Below are 21,861 nucleotides of genomic sequence, written 5' to 3'. Positions count from 1 at the left end.
AATGAGAATTATTCAGATACTGATTTCCTGAGATAGTTACTCATGCTATCTAATACAGTTACTACGACTAAAACTACTATTAATAAAGCTGATACTTGAGCATAATCCATTATCCTCAAAGCACTTATGATCTCTAAACCTATACCACCAGCCCCTACCGCACCCACAACCATTGAAGCTCTAAAGTTGTATTCCCATCTATAAAAAGTAACATCAGCCATAGCAGGAAAAACTTGAGGAAGAATGCTATGCACAATAACTTGTAGATCACTTGCGCCAGAAGCTCTAGCTGCTTCTATAGGTTCCTTGTCACAAAGCTCAATAGCTTCAGCATAGAATTTACCTAACATTCCAACAGAATGAAGACCTAATGCCAATGTCCCCGGTAGAGCACCAAAGCCAATCATTGCAACTAGAATAATACCCAAAATTAATTCAGGAACAGCTCTTGTAACGTTTAAAATTAGTGTTGCTAAGTTGTAAAATATTGGATTTATCGTTGTATTTCTTGCAGCAAAAAAACATAGAAGTAAAGATAAAAAAACAGAAATCGAAGTTCCTGCGATACTCATTGCCAAAGAGTCTATTAAAGGTTTAAACCAAGTTCCAGCTCTTGAGAAATCAGGAGGGAACATTTCCGGCAGTAATTTTAAAACTGCCGGAATGCCTGTACTTATCCTTTCAAAATCGAAAAGACCTACAACTGCTAAAGAAGAAAATACAAATATCAAAATTATGAGAACCCTGAAAAATTGTTTTTTCCAAGTCCTCCTTTCGACTTCTAAAATTCTTTTAAATTTATCCATTTAATAATTTTTTATTTGTATTTTTAATGTGATTTTTTACTTAACAAACTTAGAAAGATCAAGACCTAGAAGTTTGCCTGCTTTTCTAATACCGTCGTAATCACTATCAGTTATAGATGCAAAACCATCAGCGTTAAATGGTTTCAGGACTTTGTCACTTTCTAGTTCTAAGAAAGTAACTCTTATGTTTTCTTTTAATTCAGGAGATAAAGTTGAACGCATTGTCCATGGATATTGAGGAATAGGAGAAGATTCAGCAATAGTAGTTACTTTAGAAGGGTCAATAACACCTTTCTTCTTTAGGGATTTAAGAATCGGACATGCCATTCCTCCTGCTTGAGCATTTCCATTTTGAACTGCCAAGGCAACAGCATCATGTGATCCTAGAAAAACTCCTTGAAAATCCTTGCCTTTAGTAAGTCCATTTTCAGCAAGAGTTAACTCAGGGAATAATCTACTAGAGGTTGAAGCTGGATCTCCAAGAGCAAAAGTAGTACCTTTGATATCATCAAAACTAGTAACACCTTTTTTAGTGTTTCCAATTATGCAGGAATTATAAGTCTTAGTTCCTCCTTTAATCCTTGCTGCAAAAGGTTCAATATCACTTACTGCTTTAGCTAAAACATAAGATAAAGGTCCAAAGTAAGCTAAATCCAACCTATCGTTTCTAGCTGCTTCAATCATTGAAGAATAATCAGTAGTAACAACTAACTCTATTTCCTTATCAAAGGCTTCAGTTAAGTAATCTTTTAGACCTTGATTATCTTGGATAACGGTTGCAGCATTTTCATCAGGAATTAATGCAACAATTAACTTATCAGGATCAGCACTTGGTCCAGCATTTTTCGTAGAGCATGCCGAAGTAAGCGCCACAATAGAAATAGTAAAAACGCTTAAAAGAGATTTAAGTTTCATTTTTTTTGTCTAAGTTTTTTTAATGAAGTGGTTTTAAACCATTACCACTTCATTTGAGGTAAAATTTGCTTCTTCTGTTATTGGTGAAGATGAATAAATATTTTTTAAAATCTCGTCTGAAAGTTGATCTGATTTACCATTAAAAACTATTTTCCCATGACTTAAGCCAATAATTCTATCTCCATATTCTTTAGCAAAATCAACTTGGTGAAGACTAGTTAATGCGGATATATTATCTTTCTTACAAATATCTTTCAGCATCGATAAAACTTGATGGGAAGTTTTTGGGTCAAGACTAGCTATGGGTTCATCTGCCAAAATCAACGAAGGATTTTGAGCTAAAGCTCTAGCAATTCCTACTCTTTGTTGTTGTCCTCCGCTTAATTCTTTTACTTTTACAAGCGCTTTGTCTAAGAGGCTAACTCTATCTATGCAATCGAGAGCAAGTTCTTGATCAAATTTTGGAAGAGGTAAAATGCTTCTAAATAGTGAATGAAATCCAAGTCGACCAGTTAAAACATTTTGGAAAACAGTATTTCTCTCAATCAACTGATGTTGTTGAAATATCATCCCAGTTTTTTTTCTTAAATTCTGAAGATCTTTTTTATTTCTTATTTTTCCTAAATCAAAAAAATCTAACTCTCCTGAAGTTAATGGATTCAATTGATTGATTGTTCTTAGCAAAGTTGATTTACCTGCCCCAGAAGACCCAAGAAGGACTACAAATTCACCTTTATAAATATCTAAGTTTATGGATTTTAAAGCTAGGCTCTCTCCATATTTGACATTAATATTTTTTAAGGAGAGCTTATTATTCACTAAGATTTAATCAATTAAACCTATTTAATACTGATTTGATTATCTTTTTTTTAACTTTAAATTAATAAAAGGTTAAGCGAAATAAAGGTTGATTTAAATTGTAAAAACTATTACTTTTTCTTTTTTTTGAAATGAGTCAGATATAAATTTGTAAAATTTGCTATGACTAATAAGATAAGTAAGAAAGTATTTAGCTCCATATTTTTGTAAGTTTTATTAAATTGATAGCATTGACACTTACTCTTTTCAATAGGAATGTTTATTTAAGAATGTTAAAAATATTAGAAAAAAGGTTGGCTTAAATTTGAAAAAACATCTGTTTTAATTCCATTTAAAGATAATTAACTAAACCTTAATTAAACAGACTTATTTTATTTAAACAAACAATATCTTTATTATGTCTTGTTCCATAACCTCAGTTTTTACTTTTAAAATTGAAAGCACTTTCGATGAATGGGCCGCGATATTTGACAGTGCGGAAGCTGAAAAAAGACATTCTGAATTTCTCATTAAGCCACTTTTTAGAGGAGTAAGTAAGGAAGATCCTCAAAAAGTTATTGTCATTCATCAAGCTCCAGAAGGAAATGTTCAAAAGTTTGTGGAAGCCAATGGTGACTGGATGGCAACTCATAGAGTTGACTTATCAACAATGGAGGAAACATCTTGGACTGCTTCAACAAAAACGGAAAGTTGTTGTGATTAACAAATGAAAAGACTACTATTCCCACTACTAGCTCTCTCAACTATTTTTCTTGCGAGTTGTACTAGTAACTCAAACAAAATAGGCACTCAAAAGGTTTCTGAAACCCAAAGGCAGAGAGAAGTTTGTCTAGATTGGTATGGCTACAGAATTGATACCAAGAAAGCAATTAATGATTTAAATCTAAAAATTGAAACCGAATCAGAATTAATGGCTTACTGCGATTTCTTCAAGAATGTAGCTGATACAAAATAGATTTTTACAAAAGAATTTATTTTTTGGTGTCTTGCGATCTCATTTCTTTTTGTGCTTCCCTAATTCTTTCTTCAAAGACTGATCTTCTATATGGAGTAACTTCTCCATTTTTAGTTGCCAAGATTTGGGCTTCATAAAGCCTCTTGGCTCTTGTAATTTTTTCTCTTATTTGAGAGAGCTCATTCATGATCTTATGCAGTTAATGAGAATCCCGTTCCCTATTCTCATTTCATGCGTCCAAATAAATTGGATGAACGTAGAAGTAAGCTAACATTAAAAAAAGAAGGTCGGATTTAAGATCTATTTAAAAAATCTTTAAAAGTAGTTTTTAATAAAATTTTAAATAGAAATTTTATCTAGAGGTAAAATATTCTGAGCCTTAATTGAGTCCAAATGAATTTCATTCTCTGTATCTTTATACAATCTTCTTGATTGTGGTGATTTAAGGGCGTTATTGTAATTTTCAATAAATTCCGAATCATCCAAAATAGATTTATTTTCTCTTTTAAAACTTTCTTTATAAGAATATTTGATATGCCCTATTTCTTGGGCTTGATTTGAGTTTTTGGGAGAAGGTGAATTTTTTATAATCATTTATTATTTTTTTATATGATTGTCTTCAATATTCAAGGCGTAAAAATATAGAAGACTTATATAACTTAAGATTATTGGATTAAGAAGTTATTAAGTAAAAAATAAATTTGTTTAAAAAATTTCTAAATTTTGAAATTAAATATTTTTTCTAATAGTCAAAAGTTTATTTAATAAGTACTTAATTAAAAGTTAACAATAGAGACCTAAAAGATAAACATGAACAAAAATCAACTTGTTAATTTCATTACTTTTTCAATTCTTGAAAGTAAAAGAGTTGAAGACAGATTATTTAGAAAAGAAATTTATAGCTATCTTACCCAACTAAATAAAAAACAATTAAAAGCAATTACAAGTGAATTTATCCTCTAAAAAAACTATGAAAAAGCTATTAATTCTTACTATCCTTTTAATTTCTTCTTGTAGTACAAAAGATGAACTATCCATTACTGATGAAAATAAATTATTTTCTGTAACTAAAGAAACTGCAGTTCTTGTTTGTGGAGGTAAATCCAGAATAATTGAAAGTGAAAATGAAGAAATCATCAAAATAGAAGTCAAAGATTTTTCAAATGTTGAAAAAGAAAAATTTGTTCAATTTACTCTCGTTGAGACAGATAGAAAAGGTGGTAAATATAGAATTGTTAATTGTTATCCAAATAAAGATCCTAAAAAATCGGTAATTAAAACAATCAAGACTAATTACAAGTTAAATTAGTCTTAGGTCAACTAGATAAAATGAAAATATTTAAATTTCCATTTGTAATTCCTGTAATAACTTTAATAATTATTTTTCAAACCTCTTTGCATAATAGATATCTAATGGCTTCTGAAATTAGAGATGGAGAAACAATTTTTAGAAATGTTTGTGCAGGCTGCCATGTAAGAGGTGGATCAGTCGTTCTTAAAGGATCCAAATCATTAAAACTTTCCGACCTTGAAAAAAGAGGAATAGCAGATGAGATTTCAATAGCAAAAATTGCCAATGACGGGATTGGTTTTATGAAGGGTTATAAAAATAAATTAAAGGATGGAGAGGATAAGGTTCTTGCACAATGGATTATTCAAAATGCAGAAAAGGGTTGGGAGTAAATGAAAAGTGTACTTCTTGCATCGTTTTTATTTCTATTAGCTGAATTCTCTTTTGCTGAGGAATTAACTAATTACACAATTACATCTGATTCTCAAGTTAATACTTTAGAAGGAGATTTAGAGGCTAAGGGAAATGTAGTCATTAAGAGTAATAGTGGTAATTTTGAGGCTTATTCTGACAAGCTTTCTTTTGACAAGGATGATAAATCTCTAAAACTTATTGGTAATGTATATGTTAAAAATTTAGAGTCTGAAGGAATTTCAATTGAAGAAACATCTGGAGATGAGTTGACCATATTTACTGATACAGGAATTTTTGAATTCAAATCCCAAAATAAAAACAGAGTAACAACAAAAATTAAATTTTAAATAAAGGATTGCTTTTGAAATAAAAAAAAATTTATATTTTTTTTTATTTGTTTGGAACTTTTAAATGGATTTTAAATATAAGTTAAACTTAATTTCCTAAAAGACATAGTAGAAGTAATTTTTATTATGCATCCAAGCAAAGTAATAACTGATCCAAGAATTAATGACACTTATTATGATCCAGATTTAGATAAGCTTTATCAATACGTTAAACTTGGGGATTATCCTCCAGAATGGATTGATACAACTCCATATGAAGAGGATGATTTTTTTGCTTCATTCGGATACTAAAGCAATTGTATATCAATTTAAATTTTAGTTAGTTTATTTATTAGTTTTACTAAGGGGAAAATAAGAAAAAATTAATTTATGGTTAATATGAACTAAGACAAATTAAATATTATTTATAAAAATATCGGAAACACTTAATTTACCTAATGCTACCCACCAGTACAGAAACGAACCGCATCAGCTGTTGGCGAACCAGTCGCTTTCATTTCTTCAACACATTCATTAAAGAACTTTGATTCTTTTTTTAATGAGCAAAAGCTTAGTGCAATAGCTACTAAGGCAACAGCTGATACAACTGCTGATCCTAGTTGTATCACTCCGTAAGCAAGCATAGCTTTATTCTTTTTAAAATCTTTTTTTGTATCTTTCTTTTTATCAGACATTTTTTTTTAAATTCTTAGCTTATTATATTCAACTAAATAACTAGACTCCAGATAAAGAAAAGGTAAGTTATAAAGTTAAATGTTAAATGTATATTGTTATTCCCATAACCAAATTCTGAAGAGGAAAAGCTCAAACTAAAAAGCAGAAAAAGTGATGAGAAAATTAATTAAAAATTTATTTGAAATTAATTATTTTGTGATTGGTTTTTGAAAATAATTTAGTTTCTTAAAGATAACGTTTTCTTAAATTATTTTTAAATTTCATATGACATAAATATAGATAATTGAATAATCTTAATGCATATTGATGATGCAGTGTTTTTAGAAGATTTATGCCCTAAGCTCAAATTAAGATTTTGGCGAAAGTCTATTCATACGTTTACGAGCAAAAGATGCATATATTGCGGAAAACCTTCAGAATCTATTGATCATATATTGCCACGAAGTAAAGGAGGTTTAAACATAACAGAAAATTGTGTTCCAGCTTGTCTTTCATGCAATGGAGACAAATCAGATGAGAATGTTTTTGATTGGTATAGAAAGAAAAAATTTTATGATCCTAGAAGAGCTATGGCTATTAGAGCATGGTTAGAGAGAGACTTAATATTATCTATAAGATTATTACAATGGGCTAATCAAGAAGTTAAGGAAAATAAAGCAAATTTTAAACAAGAAGAATCAAATCTTGAAGCTGCTTAACTATCAAAGATAATTAAGTTAATGGAATATATTAAATATAAATAAGGTAAAAAACAGAAAAAACTTTTTGGAAAGCTTTGTAGTTTTTGACTAGAATAATCAATTACTTCTGTTATTTCCGAATCAGAGAGATAAAACAATAAAGGAATGCACTAACTTTGCAATGAAATTATAAAAAGGAAAAATCATCATTTGTTTATATTTTGAGGAACCAATAACTAAATTTAAACTTGATATCTTATGAAATTTTTTATGCGTAAAATTACAAAATTCATTTTCATCTGAATAGTTAATTAAATCAACTGCATTAATATTTGAATCAAACCACAGGTCATATTCTATGTAATTTGGCTCTGCAAAATAAGTCATACCAAATTTATTTCAGAAAGAAAAAGCTTCTCTATTTCATGTGAGGAGAATATAGAAGCTAATTTCAGCTTAAAAGATTTAATGAAGTCTTCTTTAAGAATTAAATAAGATACGAATAAGAAAAAATAAAATATTATTTTAATTAAAAAAAAATGATTAATTTATTTTTTGCATACTATAAAAAATTGCATCCAAGACCACTGCTTTGCTTTAAAAGAATTGAATGCATTATTAGAGTCACATTTTAAAGTTATAAGCAAGTTATGAATTGTTTAAAAGAAAAAAAAGAAACAAAAAGAAAGTGATTTTTGCAAGTTATATTTTTAATAAAAAGTAATTATCTAATTTGTGTTTTTGCTTCTAAACCAACTAATTTCATAAGAACTTTTGCATTACTAGCAACTGCTTGCATGACAGTACACCCTCTAATTAATGAGACTGGCCAACCTATTCCCAATGATTTTAGAGTCTTAGACTGAGACCAGGTTTTAGAAAATAAACAATATTTCGTCCAACAATTTGAAAAGCTATGTCCAAGACCGATGAGACATACTAAAACTTACAGTTGCCGTGATAATGTTTGTTAGCTTTTTTTTCGGCAGCTTCTATTGTTATTCGGTGCATTAAATTTAAACTTCCAATTGCTGCACTTAATTGGTTAGATTCCAGAGCTTTTAAATATACCAGTTCAGTCTGTGTAATAAGCCATGCCATTAGGTCTTTACGTTCATACTTATCTAAGTTCTTTACTATTTGAGCACTAGCCCAATTAATATCCAGATTCGCACTTCTGCGAGTAATTCCGTAGTCCCTCACAAGAGTTCTGCTCACTTCAGACACTCCCATTCCAGAGTTTAATCTTTCGAGAGCGACACATCTGCGTCTTTTCCTTTCAGCTCTACTGACTAAAGCCATAAATAAGTATGGATAGTTTTATTTCTTAGAATGTAATTGATTAGTTTTAACTATATTTTCAGTTAACTTTTATCTACTAATATGTACTAATAAACTTATACAAATATAACTAAGGTGTTAAGCCATGATTTAAATAATTTTGGTGCAAGTAGTAAGCGTTTCATTTATTCCCAAGTTTTCATATCAGTAGTTCCTTGTGATCTTTGCATCCAGGCATATTTCCATGTACCGTTTTCATTTTTAAAAATGCAAGTGTAAGTTGAAAGATCTTTATTTTGATTTCCTTTATAACTGAAGATTTCATTCAAAGTGAAAACGGCGTATGCTATCTCACCGTAAATTTCAATTTTGTGGGTTTTGATTAGTTCTGAGGATTCTGCAACTAAGTCTTTACTATCAAACATTCCAACTAATCCCTGCGCAGAGATTGGATTTCCACTTGGCCTTACAGCCAAAAAATCTTCAGTCGCATTCGGTATTAGAAAAGAGGAGTCTTCACTGGTTGCATAACCATTAATTAAATTTTCTATGGCTTGAGTACTTGACATTAAAAAAGGAGCTAATTGCCCCTTATTTTAGATCGACTGTCAATCGTATTAAATATAGCGGTGCAAAGTAGTAAGGTTTCAATTTTTATTGTTAACTAATCCATAAATACATAAAAGAGGATTCACTATTAAAACAATCCAAAAAGGAGGAGGAGGTCCTCCATCAACAATTGTCCCAGCATTAAAAGTATTAAATAGAGCTACTACTAAAAAACAAAACATCAAAGCTAATTCACCTGATAAAACTTTTCTTATAGAGGCTTTATCTTTTATGGAACTACAAATAATCAATAAACAACCAATTCCCAAATTACTAGCTGCTACAACATCAGCAGTACCTCTAACAAGAAGCAATGTTTCACTTGAAGCATCGCCTGCAATAGTTTTCACTGAAAAAATGAGTAGGAAAATAATTAACAATCCCAACAGGATATGAAGCGCTCCAGTAGTTTTTAAAATATTTTTTAACTTCATAAAAAAGGAGCTAATTGACCTTATTTTAGATCGACTGTCAATTACTAACTATTATTGTTGGTCTAATAAATTTAACGTCTGCAAAACATCTTGTTTGTCATATCCCTTTTGATAAGCTGCGGTATGAACAGCTTCACTATGACCCATAAATTTTGATGCTGATGCTGTATTGATATTCATGTTTGCAGTGCGATAACCATAAGCGTGTCTAAGGTCATATGCCTGAAATGATTGATTGGTTTTTTTAGCAAGCCATTTGGTATATCTTCTATTTAATGACTTTAAAAATGCAGAATCATAATCTTCAGTTTTATCAATACTAAATTCCTTATATATATTCAAAATATCTAAAGTTCTTGCCCATTCCTGTTTTAATGCTGGAGTGATTCTCCATTCTGATGGTTCTTCACTCTTGGGAACTGTCAAAACTTCAGCCATAATCTTTCCAGATTCTTCAAATGGTTTGATGCTCCATATTTCAGAAGTCCTAGTACCGAATACAAATTGAGCAGCTAATGCCCAACCCCAAACTGGGTCTTCTCTCAACAAACGAACATGATATAAATATTCCTCATCTTTCAATCTTTTTCTGGATCTTTTCTTGGCATCATCCTTATAAGCCTTTTGAGTAGCTGTTGACCACTCCTGGAGTTTTTTCAGATTTGGTATTTCTGCAAACTTAGCTAATCGCAGAAAATGCTTTGCAGTATCCGCCTTCTTCTTTGATCCGGCTGGTGCTTTATTGGCAAGTTCAACAATATTTTCATAATTAAGAATTTTATGTTTTTCCATTTTCAATAAATAACCTTCAATCTGTTTCCACCCAGCCATGTTTTGGTTATTGTTTTTGTCCTTATCTTCAGCACTCCAGAAATCCTTTTCAAATCTTTTGATAATATCTCCTACTTTTCTACTTTCTTTGATTAACTCAACAGGCTCTTCATTCTTTTTCTCCCAATCACTCCATTTAAATAATCCAGCCCTTTTTTCCTCCCCTAATTTTTCAGATAACCTTACTGCCTCTTTGATATTTTTTTGGTCAGCCTTTAATCCAATGGATACCCATTGTTGAATATTCTGATTAGATTGACCATCTTTTGAAGGTAATGATGCCCTTAAAGCAAAAGCATCTTTCTTTATATATATAGTTACCCCAACTTTTTTTCTTTTTAATACATCATTGGTTGCTGAAACTTTTGCCTTTAAAAGTTCAAACGGATTAGCCATTGTTCGGATGGTTTTTATTGGAGGACTAACCTCGGTGGACTAATACTAACTATTATGTACTAATCCGTGCAAGTACACCTATATTCTGTCAACCAAAAAATGTTTTCATTTTATAACTCCTGAGAACCCATGCAATAAGGTAAATTACTTGACTATGACTGACTTCTTATGATATATATTAATGGTTCGGATACAACTGAATAACCCGTTGGAGGGGTGGTCGAGTGGTTTAAGGCTCTAGTCTTGAAAACTAGCGTGTCTGCAAGGGCACCGTGGGTTCGAATCCCACCCCCTCCGTCTTTTGATTAATTTCTAAAATCTTAAATCGAATTTAAGAACTATTCATAATTTATGAATCAATTCAAATTTGACGAATATTCCCTGAGCTTTTAACAAAAAATGTCAAATCAAGCCGAGGTAATTACAAAAAATAGAATTGGATTTCAAAAATCAAATATAGCATTAGGTTTTCTTTACAAAGAATGGTATGAACTTATTTCGAAATTTCTTTCTGAAATAGATGGGATTAATATTGAATTAGGATGCGGTGCAAGCTTTATAGATCAGATAAATAAAAGCATTAAAAAAACAGATGTTTTTTTAAATTCAAATACTGATTTCAAACTTAATGCAATGGATATAGGGGAAAAATTTGAAAACAAAATCTCCAATTTAATCTTGGTTAATGTTTTTCATCACATAAGCGACCCAGAATTATTTTTGAAATCAGCAGAAAATTCTCTTTTGTCGGGAGGAAGAATAATAATGGTTGAACCATGTAATAATTACTGGAGTAGATTGGTCTATAAATTTATAGGTCATGAACCCTTTGACACAAACCAAATTGAATGGAAATTTCAATCCAAAGATCCCTTATTAGACTCTAATCAGGCACTCTCATGGATAATTTTTGAAAGGGATTATGAAAAATTCAAAAATTTATTCCCCATGTTTTCTATAATTAAAAAAAAGAATATGATGCCATTTTCTTATTTATTAAGCGGAGGCCATTCTTTCAATACGAGGATAGGTAAGTTGATTAGAATATCAAGAAAATTTGAGAGGTTCTTCTTTGATAAATATTTGGGGATGTTTAATTTAATATGTCTAGAAAAAATTTAAATTTGAAACCAACAATATTTAAGATTTTTATTTTTTATATGGCCATTTATTTATTTGCTCTTTTTCTTAGATATAGCAATGGCTTTGAGAATTTAATAATAGATATTGAATATAAATATTTGGTACTAATAAATATTATTTCTATATTTTTAGGGTTACCAATATCCATCTTAATTGACTTTATATTGATAAAGTTTTTCGGTTTCAATTATATTATTTTTTTTGCACCAATTCTAACTACTTTAGGGGTTATACAAATCATATTATTTAGAAAAACAAATTTCATTTTTTCAAAAAATATCCCTTTAATAAAAAAAATTAAAAATAATCGAATGAAACATATTTTTGAAAATATTACTTTTAAACCAATTTTCATATTAATAATACGTACTTTCCCAATTTTGCCATTTTCTTTAGGAAGCTACTTTATTGCATCATCGGAGATAAATAAGAGATTAATAATATTTTATTCAATTGTTGGAGCGTATTTTTACTACTTTTCGCTTTTCTTCATTATCCAAAGTGCATAGTTAAAAAAACAATTTTTTTATTAACTATTTTTTTGTTTAGAGAGATATTTTGTTATTTCCCATTTCAGAGTTGTTATAGAATATTTAAATAAAAATATTAATTAAATTTTGAAATTAATTAAAACCCCCTGGGGTAACATCTCTCCGGAAGTTAATCTATTCCCCATTTATTACCTTCTTTTTATTTATGGATTTGTTTATATTCTTCCTTACGGGGAAATTATTATTGGTTTAACATGGTTTGATTTATTAAAAATTGAAGATGGTCCTTTGGAGTGGATTCAGTTTTCTGAATACTTAATTTCATCAATATTTGGTATTGTTATTTATTTCAAAAGTAAAAATAAAAATACAATAAATTCATTTATTTGGTTAATTCTAAGTGCGTTTTGCTTCTTCGTTGCTGCTGAGGAAATAAGTTGGGGAGAGAGATTAACAGGATTTTCACTTAATTCCTTAACTGAAATCAGTATTCAAAGTGAAACTAATTTACATAATCTTCCGTTTTTTCATGATTTTTTTCTTGATCCTATCTTAATTGCAATTTGTATTTTATTTGGTTGGATAGGTTGGAGAAAATGGCCATATTTGAATTCAATCCCCAACAAAAAATTAAGCTTATTTTTCTTGATAACAGCTTTATATATTTTCTATTACGAGATCTCATGGGCTTCTACAGTTGAACACATAAGAAATGATTTAGAAATTTATGAATTTTTACTTTCAACTGGAATATTTTTACATTTTTGGAACAACTTAAAACTATTTTTTAAAGGAAATTCTCAATAATTTCAATTAAAATTACTTGGTTTAATCCAAAATTACTTCGATAAAAACAAAACTTCGAATAAACTATCCAGTCAAAAATAATTGCAAGTATTAATTCCCCAAGTATAAAAAATTTATCAGCAATTTTTACACTCTTATTTTTTATTCTTGTTATTATTAAATTTTAATAAAAGATGATGAGTAAGGGATTTGCAGATAAAACCTCTAAGTCCTTAAAAACAAAAAAATTGACTTCTTCTAATGAACCTTATGGAAGATTAATATCTTGGTCTCCTTGGCCACCTGCTAATTTTCAATCAAAATATCCAGCTTTTCCTTTTGTTCTTACAGTATTGATTATAGCAGTGGGCCAATGGTATTTTTCTCTCCTAGGATGACTTTGAACTAGCTTTTTATTTAAATTTTAGCTTTTAATCCTTCACCCATTATTCGGTATTATTTTTACAACATTCTTTGGAACAAATCTCTCAATTAGTGGTGATCAATTTTGGTATATTTTTATAAGTCCATTAGTAACAATAAGCGTTCTTGTCTTTTATTTAGTATTAAAAAGATCAGGCAAAAGCATTATTTAAGATTCTCATGAAAATATTTATATTTACAAGTTTTATAGTGTGTTTAATCACAATCATCTCTCCAATTCAAATTTTTGCTGATACTACTCTTGACGTGTATATGAATGATTTTTACTCTAAATCGAATGAAGCTAGCCAGATTCTTAAAGAAATTGAAGATAATCTAAAAGAGGGCTCAAGAAAAAAAGTATGTTCTAGGCAAAGAGAAGCAGCAAGACTAGGATTACTAGCAAATAAATCGCTGATTAAAGCCTTTGAAATAGAGGGAACTCAACCACCAATGAAAGCAATAAAAGCAAGTCAAAAAAGATGGGAATCTATTCAGAATGAGTGCTAAAAAGTCACTAAATCTATAAATCTTTTTAAATTTGCATTCTTACAGATTTACTAATTAAGGGTATTTCAGGTTCGACTCCATAAACACATTGAGAAATAGAATAAATAAAAATACATAGTGTAAATATAAAAATAATCGAGCCTAATTCAACTATAGGGATTATCCTCATAAGATATGAAATTATTATCAAAGCAATATCAATAAGTAATACTTGGCATGCGTTATACCTAACGAAATAGGGCACTTTGGGATTTCTTACTAATCCTGCAAACAAAATTATAAATAATAAAAAGCTACCAAAAGGCAATGATTTTTCAATAATTGCTATTGGAAAAGTTAGTAATAATAGTATTTTCAAAAAAGAATATTTATAGAACAAATAATATCCAAAAGGTATCGAAGCCTTTAAGGGCAGGGTATACAAAAATACTGATGAGAGTCTTTGGAGTATCTGATTCAATATATTGCTGAAATTCAGTACTAATATCTTAACCTAATTTTTCAGAATGTAATTGATGACTTAGCCTCGCAAATATCAACTTTGGCAGATGGATATTAAATATTAGATAATTGATTAAGCTTCATAATTCAAAATGCGTATTCTACATACAATGTTAAGAGTAGGAGATTTAGATAAATCCATTGATTTCTACGTCAATAGATTAGGAATGAATTTGTTAAGAAAAAAGGATTACCCTCATGGGAAATTCACTTTGGCATTTGTTGGCTATGGCTCAGAAAAAGAAAACGCCGTAATTGAATTAACTTATAACTGGGGGAAAAAGTCGGAAGAATATGAGCTTGGAGATAAATATGGTCATATAGCAATTGGAGTAAAAGATATTCATCTTATTTGCCAAGGATTAGAAAATAATGGCTGTAAATTAACAACCAAACCTAAAACAATGAAAAACAGTAAGACTGTAATACACCCCTTTTGTCATAAGTAAAAACCTGTGCCATACTAGCTTTAAGTTGAAATCTAGTAATGGCTCAAAGCCTTGTAAAACCTTCTGTTTCAAAGAGTAAAGCGATAAAAGTTGCTGTTAAATATTCCCTGTCTTATGTTCGTGTAAGTACTAAAGATCAGTTAGATGGTTCTGGCATAAAAAGACAAGAAAAAGCATATCAAGATTGGCTGAAAAAAAATAACGATTATGAGAATTTAGATGAATTTAAAGATTTAGGACTATCTGGTAGAGGCAAAAACAGTAAAGCAGGGGCATTAAACAAAATTATTGAAAAAGCAGAAAAAGGAGAAATTCCGTTTGGAACTTGTTTAGTTGTTGAATCCATGTCGAGGCTATCAAGAGAAATTCCTAAAAATTCTTTAGAACTACTACTTAGAATTTTTAATTCTGGTTTAACTATTGCTTTTACTGAATACGGAGGAAAAGTATTTGATGGTAAAGGAAATGACCCTGCATGGTTTCAACTTTTAGGAGGAATGATGCAAGCCTCTATCGAATGGCAAACAAAACAAGAAAGAATAGTAGGTTCTTTTGATGCTGTTCAAGAAAATCTAGAAAATGGCAAACTAGATCATTTTAAAGGTAGAGAAAAAGGGACAAAACATGGTCTTTACCCTTTTTGGCTTAATTTTGATGAGAAAAGAAAACAATTTATTGTCTTAGAAGAAGAAGCAGAAATAGTGAGAAAAATATTTACTATGGCTGAAACTATGGGAGTAAAAAAGATTGAACGAACTTTAAAAGATCAAGGCATTAAGAATCCGATTGGATTTAAAACTGAATGGTTTACTAGAAATGTTATTAGACATTGCATTTTAGAAAATAGAGTTGTTTTAGGAGAAAAAGTATTTAGAGGTAAAACTTATTTTGGTATTTATCCAGCAATTATTACTCCAGAGCAATTTAATTTAGTTCAAAAAGCCAAGCAAGCTAGGGTTACTAATACTGTTCCTCAATCTGCTCATCATAAAGTAGTTAATTTATTTCAAGGCTCTATTTTTTGCGGACATTGCGGAGGTCGTATAGAAGTTGTTGGTGTTAAAAGATTAGTCTGCAAAGAATTTAATGTTAAAAATAGCCCAAAAATAGAAGTTGAATATTTTAGTTTGCATTGTTCTGTCGGAAGAAATCAAACTTCTAATATTTGTTCAGTTACTAATGCTGCTACTTATAAACAATTACACAATGGCATAGATAATGAACTAGCTATTCTTGAAAAAATCCAGAATTTTAGATGGGCTGAGTTTTTTACAGATGAAAAGCATGAAAATGACATACAAGTTGAAAAAGATAAAAGAACAAGATATTTAAACGAAAGAAATAAAGTATCTAATCAGATTGAAAAATATAAAACAGCCGAAGAACAATATTTTGAACAAGGAGAAATATTACCTCAAAATCTTAGAGAAAAGAAAAATCAGGCTATAGAAAAATATGATGAATTAACTGAAAAATATAATAGAGCTAACTTAGATATACAAAATTTAAAAAGAAAAAAAACTGGTAAAAGTTTAGAAGATGATATTAAAAAAAGAGTTAAAAACTTTATTAATAAAGGTAGGTTTGATGTTCAAGAAAGATTTAAATTTAATTCTTGGCTTAAAGAAATGGGAATGGCAATACAAGTAGATATTTATAAGCAAAAACAAACTAGAAAAACACCTCATAAAAATTATGCGTTTCATGTTGGAATTGGAATGTTTGATTTTATAACTGGCAAATATAGAGGATTAGATCAAAGTATTGAAGATTTAGTTGCTCTTGGTGTTGATAAAAAACAAGTACTTGAATCAGAGGAAAAGCGTTTAGAAGATTATAAAAAAATGAGCCTAGAAGAAGGATATGACGTTAGATTTCCCAGAGGTAAAAAATGAGCAGTTATTTAGAAGAAAGAGTTAAATGGTATGACGAAAATTATCGGTCAGGCAATGCCCTGATTACTGATAAACAATTCGACCAGTTAGAACGGAACTTATTACGAATAGACCCTAATTGCGATTACTTTGCAAACAAAAAAGCATTGCCTTTGCCAAGTTTGCCGAAGGACAATATTGAAGAATTTTTAGAAGGTTTATTGCCTGATACAAGGTTAATTATTGAGCCTAAAATTGACGGCTGTGCAATCGCTTTGCAATATCAAAATGGCAACTTAGAAAAATGTATAACTCGAAAAGGTTTAGATGTAACTTCAAAAATTAAAGCTATTCCAGATGTACCATCTACAGTAAAAGTTCAAGGTTTATTTCAAGTTAGAGGAGAACTCTTTAACCCATCAGAATATGAACGACCAACTTATTCGCAACGACAGGCTGGCGGTTATTTGCGGAGTCGTGATAGTAAAAGCGATCATCTTAGCTTTTGTTCTTTCCAGATAATTAATGGCAAGTTAAATCAACACGATTCGCTTAAATATTTAAAAAAATTAGGCTTTACGATTCCAGAATATAAGAGCTGCAATTTTACGAGTCAGGTGCAAATTTACAGGCAACAATGGGCTAATAAAAAACTATTTAATAACTATCCAACAGACGGAATAGTGGTAAAAATAAATTCTAGAAAATTACAGTTAATTAGAGAAAAATCTTACGGAACATATCCCTTTTGGCAGACAGCCATAAAATTTTAGATAATTAATTTAGGTTCATAATTTAAAATGCGGATTCTTCACACAATGTTGAGGGTAGGAGATTTAGATAAATCAATAGATTTTTATGTAAATAGATTAGGAATGAATTTAATTAGAAAAAAAGATTATCCGCATGGAGAATTTACTTTAGCTTTTGTTGGTTATGGTTCTGAGAAAGAAAATGCAGTAATTGAGCTAACTCATAATTGGGGCAAAAAATCAGAAGATTATGAGCTTGGAGATAAGTACGGACATATTGCTATAGGTGTAAAAGATATTCATGGCATTTGTCAGGGGCTAGAAGATAACGGCTGTAAAGTTACAACAAAGCCAAAAACTATGAAGAACAGTACGACAGTTTTAGCGTTTGTTGAAGATCCTGACGGCTATAAAATTGAGCTAATAGAAAGAGACTAGGTTCTTTTTTTACTTATATTTGTGGGTCATCCAAAGGCTGGAAAGTTGTTTAGCGTCAACTTCGCATATAGTAGACAGTTAACTTTTTAGGTGTACGCAATCTGATCTCCATTTAATTATTGCTGGTAAATAATCTTTTAATTTTCTACGACCGACAGGGTGCATTTCTAAGAACTTTCTGCCCTTTTCATCTACCCAAAGATAGTTATTTAAATACCCTTTTTTTATCAGGTTATAAAGCTGTGATCTGGAGCTGTAACCAAGCTCCCTAGCAGCCTCAGAAATTGTAAGTTTTACATTAACTGGTTTCATTTTTACACCGATTTAGAGATAAATGAGAAAGTAGTTGCTAACTGGATTTATGCGGTATAATATGCCCTTATTTTTGCTTATTTTGCCTTATTGAGAATTGTAAGTGTCCACTATATATGGAGGCTCTGCCTAGAAAAAATTTGGGGTGCGAAATTACCCACGAACACACAGAGAAAAAGAACCTATTTGCCATATATAGGGTGTCAAAATATGGCAGATAAATCCTTATTGAGAATGGGTTATTAGAGGCAGAAAAGCTCGTTCTACTATGCCCGAACTATGGAAGAAGGTGCGAAGAAACAAAACACCCAAAACTTAACTGCCTCTAAAAAATTATGTTGTAATGTCTAAGATTGCACCGAAGGATTCTGGGTGACGAACTTTAACATCAACACCTTGTAAAGCTCTTATGCCAACACCTCCAGATTGGAATTGAGTGTAGGGGTCTACTAAGAGTTCCAAAGTTCCGAAAAGACCTATAAGCAAGTCTGAGAAGTTACCATAAATGGCTGCTGAACATACACCGCTTGAACTACCTTTTGTAAGGTTGGAAGGCACGTTGTTTGAGATCATCAAACTTCTTCCAGCAAATTGTTGTTGTCCAATTTCTGTTCCGTATGGGTTTAATAAATATGCGGAATTTCCATCTTTTAATTTGCTTAAAGCGTTCTCAACTTTTGTATTAGTTAGAAAGCCAGCAGTTGGAATGTCTGCATTATCTACTGCAACTGTTTGCTTAAGATCGAGCATTTTGTCTAAAGTGATCGCACCGCCATTTGACCCGATAACCACGCTGCCAATTCCAGAAGTTTGAAGGATGCCACTTGGCTCGTTACTGCCTCCGCCATTGATTGCAACTTGATCTAATTTTTGAGCTAATAAAGCAACAAAATCTTGTCTAATTAATTCTTCAATTTCTGGAGTCGCTTGAAGCTGCATTAAATAAGAAAACTGACTAAATGCACCCATAACTTTTGGACTCATTGAAATGCTATCGAACGTGCCTGTCGATTCAGTAACATTGCTCCCTTCAGCTACAAAATAAGCTGTTCCTCCAGCCGTTCTTCTAGGAATTGAAACGTCAGAAACAAGTCCAGGCAAAAATGTTGCACCCATTTCGGCAGTTACTAATCTTGCTCTTAAAACATCTATAAATCTGTCGGCAAGATGGTCAACACCTACTAATTTTTGTCCTTGTGTAGATGACCCTTTTGTATAGTCTCTAGTTGCCCAACCATTATCTGGTACAAAGATTCCTTGTGATTCTCTACCATTTGCACGAGATAATTCTTGCTGTACTTCTCTTTCTAATCCAGCGTTAGACCAGTTACCGCTAACACTTGCCTGTAAAGCACGAACGATAGAAAAATTCCTAGATTCTCTTTCGTACTCAGACCAACCATCATTAATAGTTGAAATTGCTTGAGTCATTTTTTTAACCTCCTTTTTTGGTGTTTTTTTAGTTTCTTGTTGAACGATCGACCGACCAATACCAATCGAGTGATCGGCTGGAATAGTCACAACGCTTAGTTCATAGGGTGTCCAACTTGTAGCCCTAACAACTCCATACTTTTCTTCGGTGTCAGCTTCTTCTATTCGATAACCGACCGAAATTGATTTAAGGATTCCGTTCTCGACATCCCTGCGAATTTCCTCCGCTAGTTGGGAAGTTCCCCACTTAATTCGTGCATAACCTTTGCGATTATCTAACCAAGCTCTTTGTACAACACCAATAGGTTTGTCTGGATTGTGGTTAAAAAGTAAAGGCGCACCCGCATTAAGTCGGGTCATGTCTACGCTGTCTTCGCTATGGTCTAAGACTTCATCAAAGGCATAACGACTTACAGGCTTTTCACTAGAAAAAGAAAATTTTAAAGTGTCTGCCTGATCTTCCTCTGTCTCATCAACTAGAGACAAATAACGTCTTTGCAGCGTTATTTCTTCTACTGTTTCCATAGTTAGTCTCGATAATGTCCGAGTTCGACTTCTAATTGCTCACGCAAATAGCGTCTATATTGTGCAGATTGCAAAGCATCTTCTGACCTAATAGGTGCATCTGGAGCTTTGTTACCTGTCTTATGCGGTCTACGCATAATGTTTATGTAACTTATACAATTCTGAGCTAAAAAACTGTCTATTTGTTTATATTTAGTTGGTGTAATTAGCGTCTTGTCTATATTTGTTTTTAATTAGTTTCTAATAACATTAAATGTCCTCTAAAAAGCTCTAAATTGCACTAATTACAGTCTATTTGCCTCTAATTAAATATTACAATTTCGTAACATAATCTTATTTACTAATTATTAATTAATGAGGTTTGTGAGGTTTGTGAGTTTAGTTAGATTAAATGAGGTTAGTGTACCCATGTAGTTTGTGAGGTTTGTGAGGTTAGATATATAACTGCCCTCACTAAACACACAAAACGCATGACCTCACAGACCTCAAAGAAGTGGTTTGATTTTAAAAGTTAAAACTGAGCCTCTAGATTCTGGAGTAGTGGATTTGTTTTGTATTAAAAATCCCTTTTTAGTTAATGCCTGTAAAATTCTTATGCCAGATTTTGAGGCAATGTTTAACTGGTTTTGTATATCAGAAGCAGTAACCTCCATACCATTAGCTGCTTGTACAACTTCAAATACATCAGCCTGTGAATCAGTTAATTTTTCTAATTTTTTATTAAATTCGTCTTTTTTTAGTTCGTCAGCTACATTTCCTTCCAACATCCATCCAGAGTTATCTTGACTAATTAAAAGCTGTACATCTTCTGCCCTACCTTGTGTCCTCATTAATATTCTTTTGTCTTGTCTATCCTCCTCCCTTTTAAACCAGCTCAAGCTAATTATTTGTGATACTGCTGCGGTTAGTGCTGTACTTCCTCGACTAGCTAATACTGGACTGTCTTCTTTAGTTTTTCCTGAGTGATGAATAATTATAGAAGTACATTTATAAGGTGCTAAGACTTCCTGTAAATCTGCCAAAGGATGAGCTATATCCTCAGAAGATTCTTTTAAACCTAGAGGAGCAACTAACTTGGCAAAACTATCAAATAAAAATAAAGCTCCTTTATTGTTTCTAGCTATTTCAGCAATTCTTTCTAATCCTTCTTGCGTAAGGTGTAGAGGATTATTTGCTGCAAATAATTGTACGATCGGCTCGAAAAACTGCATCTTGTCTCCTACTTTTTCAGCTAATCCAAAACGCTGTAATAGTGGAAGCCAACGGCTTAACGTCATATCTGTTCCGACTATTACGACAGGAGGGCATTTGCCAATTAGTTTGTGTCCTAAATATTCGTCATTACCTCTAGACCAAGTAGCGATCAGATCAACAATTAATGTAGTTTTTCCGCATTTTGGAAGACTTATGAGCAAGTTTGCATCAGCACTCATTATTACTCCTTCCCAAGCCCAAGTTTCTTCTGGAACATCTAGTAGTTGGTTAGGTTTATAACTTTCTACAGCTCCTTCCATTAACCGCCTACCCTGCCAAATCTTTTGTCTTATCTCAGTATCAGTTAGTTTTAAGCCTTCTTTTAAACAAAAATCTCTCATAACTAAGATTCTGTCTAAAGGTTTTATCTTGCACTCTGGTTGAAATAGCTTAAAAATTTCAATTTCTAATTTATCTAATTTTTGCTCCATAGTTACAGGCTGCAAAACTTCCTTGTTTAATACCCTTAAAACTTTTGCTTGTCCTTCTGGAGGCAAGTCATAATCTAGGTGCTTCATT

The 21,861-nt window shown here is 31.2% G+C and carries 32 protein-coding genes and 1 tRNA gene; 17 read left to right on the top strand and 16 right to left on the bottom strand.

Annotation, left to right across the window (positions count from 1 at the left end):
- Positions 1-8 precede the first annotated feature (8 nt).
- The 3 genes from phnE to phnC are packed head-to-tail and all read right to left on the bottom strand — an operon-like array spanning position 9 to position 2,540.
- Positions 9-806 (bottom strand): phosphonate ABC transporter, permease protein PhnE, encoded by a 798-nt coding sequence (phnE, locus tag EU96_RS02865; protein WP_025930547.1) that lies wholly within the window; start codon positions 804-806, stop codon positions 9-11.
- Positions 807-842: 36 nt separating this feature from the next.
- Entirely contained in the window at positions 843-1,721 is an 879-nt protein-coding gene (phnD, locus tag EU96_RS02870; protein ID WP_025930546.1) for a phosphate/phosphite/phosphonate ABC transporter substrate-binding protein, read from the bottom strand.
- A gap of 33 nt (positions 1,722-1,754) precedes the next feature.
- The gene (phnC, locus tag EU96_RS02875; protein ID WP_025930545.1) at positions 1,755-2,540 is read right to left on the bottom strand and encodes a phosphonate ABC transporter ATP-binding protein; all 786 of its coding nucleotides are present in this window, start codon (positions 2,538-2,540) and stop codon (positions 1,755-1,757) included.
- A 397-nt stretch (positions 2,541-2,937) separates the two neighbouring features.
- On the opposite strand from phnC, the gene EU96_RS02880 reads away from it, so the two are divergent.
- Together EU96_RS02880 and EU96_RS02885 are read left to right on the top strand one after the other, a co-directional pair.
- Positions 2,938-3,243: a DUF3764 family protein gene (locus EU96_RS02880; RefSeq protein ID WP_032526973.1), complete on the top strand. Its 306-nt coding sequence runs from the start codon at positions 2,938-2,940 to the stop codon at positions 3,241-3,243.
- 3 nt (positions 3,244-3,246) lie between these two features.
- Positions 3,247-3,495 (top strand): hypothetical protein, encoded by a 249-nt coding sequence (locus EU96_RS02885; protein ID WP_025890984.1) that lies wholly within the window; start codon positions 3,247-3,249, stop codon positions 3,493-3,495.
- A 16-nt stretch (positions 3,496-3,511) separates the two neighbouring features.
- Here EU96_RS02885 and EU96_RS10320 read toward each other — a convergent pair whose 3' ends face one another.
- Together EU96_RS10320 and EU96_RS02890 are read right to left on the bottom strand one after the other, a co-directional pair.
- The gene (locus EU96_RS10320) at positions 3,512-3,682 is read right to left on the bottom strand and encodes a hypothetical protein (protein WP_011863196.1); all 171 of its coding nucleotides are present in this window, start codon (positions 3,680-3,682) and stop codon (positions 3,512-3,514) included.
- Between the two features lie 152 nt (positions 3,683-3,834).
- On the bottom strand, positions 3,835-4,089 hold the full coding sequence (locus EU96_RS02890) for a hypothetical protein (RefSeq protein WP_032526972.1): 255 nt from the start codon (positions 4,087-4,089) through the stop codon (positions 3,835-3,837).
- A 216-nt stretch (positions 4,090-4,305) separates the two neighbouring features.
- On the opposite strand from EU96_RS02890, the gene EU96_RS10315 reads away from it, so the two are divergent.
- From EU96_RS10315 to EU96_RS10310, 5 genes are all read left to right on the top strand, one after another.
- Positions 4,306-4,458 carry a hypothetical protein gene (locus tag EU96_RS10315; RefSeq protein ID WP_193741339.1) on the top strand — a complete coding sequence of 51 codons (153 nt, stop codon included), beginning with the start codon at positions 4,306-4,308 and terminating at the stop codon, positions 4,456-4,458.
- Between the two features lie 7 nt (positions 4,459-4,465).
- Complete coding sequence (locus tag EU96_RS02895; protein ID WP_032527028.1) at positions 4,466-4,804, top strand: hypothetical protein; 339 nt, start codon at positions 4,466-4,468, stop codon at positions 4,802-4,804.
- Between the two features lie 20 nt (positions 4,805-4,824).
- Positions 4,825-5,178, top strand: a complete 354-nt coding sequence (locus EU96_RS02900; protein WP_032526971.1) for a c-type cytochrome — start codon at positions 4,825-4,827, stop codon at positions 5,176-5,178.
- Positions 5,179-5,547 (top strand): hypothetical protein, encoded by a 369-nt coding sequence (locus tag EU96_RS02905; protein ID WP_025935788.1) that lies wholly within the window; start codon positions 5,179-5,181, stop codon positions 5,545-5,547.
- 126 nt (positions 5,548-5,673) lie between these two features.
- A complete protein-coding gene (locus EU96_RS10310) occupies positions 5,674-5,838 on the top strand; it encodes a hypothetical protein (RefSeq protein WP_193741338.1) in 165 nt (54 codons plus the stop codon).
- 149 nt (positions 5,839-5,987) lie between these two features.
- Here EU96_RS10310 and EU96_RS02910 read toward each other — a convergent pair whose 3' ends face one another.
- Complete coding sequence (locus tag EU96_RS02910; protein WP_025880550.1) at positions 5,988-6,221, bottom strand: hypothetical protein; 234 nt, start codon at positions 6,219-6,221, stop codon at positions 5,988-5,990.
- A gap of 297 nt (positions 6,222-6,518) precedes the next feature.
- Here EU96_RS02910 and EU96_RS0109270 point away from each other — a divergent pair, with 297 nt between their 5' ends.
- A complete protein-coding gene (locus EU96_RS0109270) occupies positions 6,519-6,920 on the top strand; it encodes an HNH endonuclease (RefSeq protein ID WP_032526970.1) in 402 nt (133 codons plus the stop codon).
- Between the two features lie 123 nt (positions 6,921-7,043).
- Here EU96_RS0109270 and EU96_RS02915 read toward each other — a convergent pair whose 3' ends face one another.
- The 5 genes from EU96_RS02915 to EU96_RS02935 form a co-directional block, all read right to left on the bottom strand.
- Positions 7,044-7,289, bottom strand: a complete 246-nt coding sequence (locus EU96_RS02915) for a hypothetical protein (protein WP_032526969.1) — start codon at positions 7,287-7,289, stop codon at positions 7,044-7,046.
- Positions 7,290-7,841: 552 nt separating this feature from the next.
- Positions 7,842-8,204 (bottom strand): hypothetical protein, encoded by a 363-nt coding sequence (locus EU96_RS02920; RefSeq protein WP_032526968.1) that lies wholly within the window; start codon positions 8,202-8,204, stop codon positions 7,842-7,844.
- A gap of 164 nt (positions 8,205-8,368) precedes the next feature.
- Positions 8,369-8,752, bottom strand: coding sequence for a DUF3804 family protein (locus tag EU96_RS02925; RefSeq protein ID WP_032520583.1), 384 nt, complete (start codon positions 8,750-8,752; stop codon positions 8,369-8,371).
- 78 nt (positions 8,753-8,830) lie between these two features.
- Entirely contained in the window at positions 8,831-9,226 is a 396-nt protein-coding gene (locus EU96_RS02930) for a hypothetical protein (RefSeq protein WP_032526966.1), read from the bottom strand.
- 51 nt (positions 9,227-9,277) lie between these two features.
- A complete protein-coding gene (locus tag EU96_RS02935; RefSeq protein ID WP_032526965.1) occupies positions 9,278-10,453 on the bottom strand; it encodes a hypothetical protein in 1,176 nt (391 codons plus the stop codon).
- A gap of 210 nt (positions 10,454-10,663) precedes the next feature.
- Between EU96_RS02935 and EU96_RS02940 the strand changes: the two genes are divergently transcribed.
- From EU96_RS02940 to EU96_RS0109265, 5 genes are all read left to right on the top strand, one after another.
- Positions 10,664-10,750, top strand: a tRNA-Ser gene (locus tag EU96_RS02940).
- 102 nt (positions 10,751-10,852) lie between these two features.
- Positions 10,853-11,575, top strand: coding sequence for a hypothetical protein (locus EU96_RS02945; protein ID WP_032526964.1), 723 nt, complete (start codon positions 10,853-10,855; stop codon positions 11,573-11,575).
- 638 nt (positions 11,576-12,213) lie between these two features.
- Positions 12,214-12,894: a hypothetical protein gene (locus EU96_RS02955; protein ID WP_032526962.1), complete on the top strand. Its 681-nt coding sequence runs from the start codon at positions 12,214-12,216 to the stop codon at positions 12,892-12,894.
- 176 nt (positions 12,895-13,070) lie between these two features.
- Entirely contained in the window at positions 13,071-13,271 is a 201-nt protein-coding gene (locus tag EU96_RS02960) for a hypothetical protein (RefSeq protein ID WP_032526961.1), read from the top strand.
- A 205-nt stretch (positions 13,272-13,476) separates the two neighbouring features.
- Positions 13,477-13,806: a hypothetical protein gene (locus tag EU96_RS0109265; RefSeq protein WP_032526960.1), complete on the top strand. Its 330-nt coding sequence runs from the start codon at positions 13,477-13,479 to the stop codon at positions 13,804-13,806.
- A 25-nt stretch (positions 13,807-13,831) separates the two neighbouring features.
- Here the strand turns inward: EU96_RS0109265 and EU96_RS0109260 are convergent, their stop codons facing one another.
- Positions 13,832-14,266: a Tic20 family protein gene (locus tag EU96_RS0109260; RefSeq protein ID WP_032526959.1), complete on the bottom strand. Its 435-nt coding sequence runs from the start codon at positions 14,264-14,266 to the stop codon at positions 13,832-13,834.
- A 133-nt stretch (positions 14,267-14,399) separates the two neighbouring features.
- Here EU96_RS0109260 and gloA (EU96_RS02965) point away from each other — a divergent pair, with 133 nt between their 5' ends.
- From gloA (EU96_RS02965) to gloA (EU96_RS02980), 4 genes are read left to right on the top strand one after another with little or no spacing between them, the layout of a single operon-like run.
- The gene (gene gloA, locus EU96_RS02965) at positions 14,400-14,756 is read left to right on the top strand and encodes a lactoylglutathione lyase (protein WP_032526958.1); all 357 of its coding nucleotides are present in this window, start codon (positions 14,400-14,402) and stop codon (positions 14,754-14,756) included.
- Positions 14,757-14,794: 38 nt separating this feature from the next.
- Positions 14,795-16,651: a recombinase family protein gene (locus EU96_RS02970; protein ID WP_032526957.1), complete on the top strand. Its 1,857-nt coding sequence runs from the start codon at positions 14,795-14,797 to the stop codon at positions 16,649-16,651.
- Positions 16,648-17,403, top strand: a complete 756-nt coding sequence (locus tag EU96_RS02975) for an NAD-dependent DNA ligase (RefSeq protein ID WP_032526956.1) — start codon at positions 16,648-16,650, stop codon at positions 17,401-17,403. Before EU96_RS02970 ends, EU96_RS02975 begins: the two co-directional genes overlap by 4 nt.
- Before the next feature lie 27 nt (positions 17,404-17,430).
- Entirely contained in the window at positions 17,431-17,820 is a 390-nt protein-coding gene (gloA, locus tag EU96_RS02980; protein WP_032526955.1) for a lactoylglutathione lyase, read from the top strand.
- 78 nt (positions 17,821-17,898) lie between these two features.
- On the opposite strand, the gene EU96_RS02985 is transcribed toward gloA (EU96_RS02980), so the two are convergent.
- The 4 genes from EU96_RS02985 to EU96_RS02995 form a co-directional block, all read right to left on the bottom strand.
- On the bottom strand, positions 17,899-18,132 hold the full coding sequence (locus tag EU96_RS02985; RefSeq protein WP_032526954.1) for a hypothetical protein: 234 nt from the start codon (positions 18,130-18,132) through the stop codon (positions 17,899-17,901).
- A gap of 333 nt (positions 18,133-18,465) precedes the next feature.
- Positions 18,466-20,088, bottom strand: a complete 1,623-nt coding sequence (locus EU96_RS02990; RefSeq protein WP_032526953.1) for a phage major capsid protein — start codon at positions 20,086-20,088, stop codon at positions 18,466-18,468.
- A 2-nt stretch (positions 20,089-20,090) separates the two neighbouring features.
- The gene (locus tag EU96_RS10645; RefSeq protein ID WP_271484468.1) at positions 20,091-20,225 is read right to left on the bottom strand and encodes a hypothetical protein; all 135 of its coding nucleotides are present in this window, start codon (positions 20,223-20,225) and stop codon (positions 20,091-20,093) included.
- A 348-nt stretch (positions 20,226-20,573) separates the two neighbouring features.
- Complete coding sequence (locus EU96_RS02995; RefSeq protein ID WP_193741337.1) at positions 20,574-21,860, bottom strand: AAA family ATPase; 1,287 nt, start codon at positions 21,858-21,860, stop codon at positions 20,574-20,576.
- Between the last annotated feature and the right edge of the window lies 1 nt (position 21,861).

This window comes from Prochlorococcus marinus str. MIT 9302 (genome assembly GCF_000759975.1).
Lineage (GTDB): Bacteria > Cyanobacteriota > Cyanobacteriia > PCC-6307 > Cyanobiaceae > Prochlorococcus_A > Prochlorococcus_A marinus_M.
This window is presented reverse-complemented; position numbering and strand designations above follow the sequence as displayed.